Below are 2,869 nucleotides of genomic sequence, written 5' to 3' on the forward strand. Positions count from 1 at the left end.
AGCTTGCGCTGGCCGCCGGAAAGCACCCGCGCCGGCTCATGCGCGAGATGGGTGAGGGTGACCAGTTCCAGCAGTTCGAGCGCCTTTGTCCTGGCGGCTCTTTCCTGCGCGGCGACGCGCCATGGCGTGATGAAATTGGCGAGCAGCTTTTCGCCGGCCTGGCCCTGTGCGGCCAGCATAATGTTTTCGATCAGCGTCAGATTGGGCAGCGGGCGCGGGATCTGAAAAGTTCGGCCAACGCCATGACCGATGCGCAGATGCGCGGCTTCGCCCGAGACAGGCGTGCCGTTGAGTAGGATCTCGCCGCTGGTCGGCAGGATGCTGCCGGCGAGCAGGTCGAACATCGTCGTCTTGCCTGCACCATTGGGGCCGATCAAGCCGAGGATTTCTCCCGCTTTGACGTCAAACGAGACATCGTTGACCGCGACAAGGCCGCCGAACCGCCTGACGACATTCCTTGCCGTCAGAACCGGCGCGCGGGTTTCCCCTTGCCGTTTGGTTGCCTCGCTCATCAAACCCTCTGGCCGAAGACGATCGTTGCCGTCTCCTGATTATGATTTGTGATCACACTTGCTTTGATCACGCTATTCGGCTTTAATTTCATCCGCAAGCCGAAAACCGGCCAAGAACGGAATTCCATGCAAAAGGCTGCCATCGAAAAGAACAACGAGGCGATCGCGGCCCAGCTTGCGCCAGTCGGCCGCGAAACTGTGCAGGACCGCGTCTACTCGGAATTGCGCCGCGCCCTGATCGGCGGCCTGTTCGAGCCGAGCCAGGTGCTGACCATCCGTGGCCTAGCTGACGCCTTGGTCACCTCGACCATGCCGGTGCGCGAGGCGCTCGGCAGGCTGATCACGGAAAAGGCGCTGGAGGCGCTGCCCAACCGTTCGGTGCGTGTGCCGCCGATCACATTGGAACGGCTGGATGATCTCTTGCGTGCCCGCATCCTGATCGAGGGCGAAGCGATCGCGCTGGCCGCCGCCCGCATGGGCCCGCGCCAGATCGCCACCATCGAAACCATTCTCGGCGAATGGGACGAGATGCGGGCGCTGAAACACAAGAAGGACGTCGATCGCGAAGTGACGCTCAATCAGAGCTTTCATTTCGAGATCTACCGCTCCTGCGGCTCGGCCGTGCTGATCCCGATGATCGAGAGCCTGTGGCTGCAATCGGGGCCCTGCATCCGCGTCGCTATCTATGCCTTCTCGGAGGCCGGCGAAGTCGACACCGCCCAGTATCACCGCCGCATCGTCATGGCGCTGTCCACGCAGGATGCGCAGGCGGCGCGCGAATCGCTTGTCGCCGACATCAGCCGCCCCTTCACCTTCCTGCGCAGCAAGCTGCAGGCCGCCGCCGCGAAAGACCAGACATGACCGCCATCAGGATCACCGAGCCGCGCTCGCAGCTTTCCGTCACGGCGCTGCTGCTGCCCGAGAAGGCACCGGAAAACGCTGCCTTCCTCTCGGCCTATCTCGGCACGCCACGTGTCGTCCCTGGCATCCATGCGATGTGGACGGGGCCGGAAATCTCCTGTCCGGTTCCCGCGGCCGATCTCGAGGGCCAGGCCTATGCGAAACCGTTGCCGGCCGAGAACGCGACGCTGACGCCGCAGCCGGGCGACATCGTGCTTTCCTACGTGCCGCCACGCATGTGGGGCGGCAATCCCAATGCGATCTTCGACATCGGCCTCTACTACGGGCAGGGCGCGCGGCTCTTGTTCCCGATCGGCTGGCTGGCCGGCAGCGTGGTGGCGCAAGTGCGCGTCGAAGAGCGTGACCGGTTCGCCGCCGCTTGCGGTGTCATCCGCCGCAACGGCGCCTGCGATGTTACCTTCAGCCTGATGGAGGCTTGAATGGCCGACGACAGTTTCGAGCTGTTCGATCTTCGCGTCGAGGCGGTCATCCCGGAGGGCAAGCCGATCTATTGCGGCGCCAAGGAAGGCGACTATTTCGAACTTAAGGGCGAGATGCTGTCGATGCCGGCAGGGCAGGGTTTTTCGATCTATTCGCTCGCCGCCGTCTTGCCTCTGCTGGCGGCCAAGCAGCGCCCAACCCACCCGAACGACTGGATGACCTCGGACGCGGAGATCGCTTGTCCCGATCCCAATTGCGCCAGCCGGCTGAGGATCGTCAGGATGGCCAAGCGGCGGTTCAGCCACGCCGAGACCACGGCGGTGCCGCTGCCTAAAGAGGATGACCTGAGATGAGTGCCAACACCTTCGAACTCGGCTCTGGCTACACCATCTCGCGCGTCATCCGCGGCGGTTGGCAGCTGGCCGGCGGCCACGGCGCCATCGACCGCAGCCAGGCGGTGGCCGATCTGATCGCCACCTTCGATGCCGGCATCTGGACCTATGATTGCGCCGACATCTACACCGGCGTCGAGGAATTGATCGGCGCCGCGCGCCTGCGACTGGCCAGTGAGCGCGGCCTCGATGTCGCCGCCCGGATGAAGGTGCACACCAAGCTGGTGCCCGACCTCGAACGGCTGGCCAGCATCAGCCGCGACTACATCAGGAGCATCGTCGACCAGTCATTGCGGCGGCTGAAGACCGAGCGGCTCGATCTCGTTCAGTTCCACTGGTGGGATTATGACCAGCCTCGCTATGTCGAGGCGATGGGCTGGCTCGACGAGCTTCGGCTTGAAGGCAAGGTGCGCAATCTCGGCACCACCAATTTCGACACGCCGCGCCTGGCTGAAATCCTTGCCGCCGGCATACCGCTGGTCAGCCAGCAGCTGCAATATTCGGTGCTCGACCAGCGGCCTGGCAATAGCTTGGCGAACCTCGCCGCCAAACACGGCGTCAGCTTCCTCTGCTATGGCTCGGTGGCCGGCGGCTTTCCCAGCGACAAATGGCTCTTTCTGCTCC

Annotated in this window: 5 protein-coding genes; 4 read left to right on the top strand and 1 reads right to left on the bottom strand. The window is 63.9% G+C overall.

Features of this window, described 5'->3' with window-relative positions; genetic code table 11:
• Window positions 1–512: ATP-binding cassette domain-containing protein (locus EN893_RS27060; protein ID WP_128361914.1), on the bottom strand; the 512-nt coding region annotated here is incomplete at its 3' end.
• A 126-nt stretch (window positions 513–638) separates the two neighbouring features.
• Here EN893_RS27060 and EN893_RS27065 point away from each other — a divergent pair.
• From EN893_RS27065 to EN893_RS27080, 4 genes are all read left to right on the top strand, one after another.
• On the top strand, window positions 639–1,373 hold the full coding sequence (locus tag EN893_RS27065; RefSeq protein WP_127270675.1) for a GntR family transcriptional regulator: 735 nt from the start codon (window positions 639–641) through the stop codon (window positions 1,371–1,373).
• The gene (locus tag EN893_RS27070; RefSeq protein ID WP_127270673.1) at window positions 1,370–1,852 is read left to right on the top strand and encodes a DUF3830 family protein; all 483 of its coding nucleotides are present in this window, start codon (window positions 1,370–1,372) and stop codon (window positions 1,850–1,852) included. The genes EN893_RS27065 and EN893_RS27070 overlap by 4 nt, the downstream gene beginning before the upstream one ends.
• Complete coding sequence (locus tag EN893_RS27075) at window positions 1,853–2,206, top strand: TIGR04076 family protein (RefSeq protein ID WP_127270671.1); 354 nt, start codon at window positions 1,853–1,855, stop codon at window positions 2,204–2,206. It begins immediately after the preceding gene.
• Window positions 2,203–2,869 (top strand): aldo/keto reductase (locus EN893_RS27080; RefSeq protein ID WP_164901138.1); only part of this gene is annotated, 667 nt, incomplete at its 3' end. The genes EN893_RS27075 and EN893_RS27080, both read left to right, overlap by 4 nt.

Origin of the sequence: Mesorhizobium sp. M7A.F.Ca.CA.004.04.2.1 (assembly GCF_004022825.1) — a bacterium.
Classification (GTDB): domain Bacteria; phylum Pseudomonadota; class Alphaproteobacteria; order Rhizobiales; family Rhizobiaceae; genus Mesorhizobium.

Bases quoted from the DNA above. Each gene is read 5' to 3' on its own strand.
- EN893_RS27070 (WP_127270673.1), top strand. From the start codon at position 1,370: ATGACCGCCATCAGGATCACCGAGCCGCGCTCGCAGCTTTCCGTCACG.
- EN893_RS27075 (WP_127270671.1), top strand. From the start codon at position 1,853: ATGGCCGACGACAGTTTCGAGCTGTTCGATCTTCGCGTCGAGGCGGTC.
- EN893_RS27065 (WP_127270675.1), top strand. From the start codon at position 639: ATGCAAAAGGCTGCCATCGAAAAGAACAACGAGGCGATCGCGGCCCAG.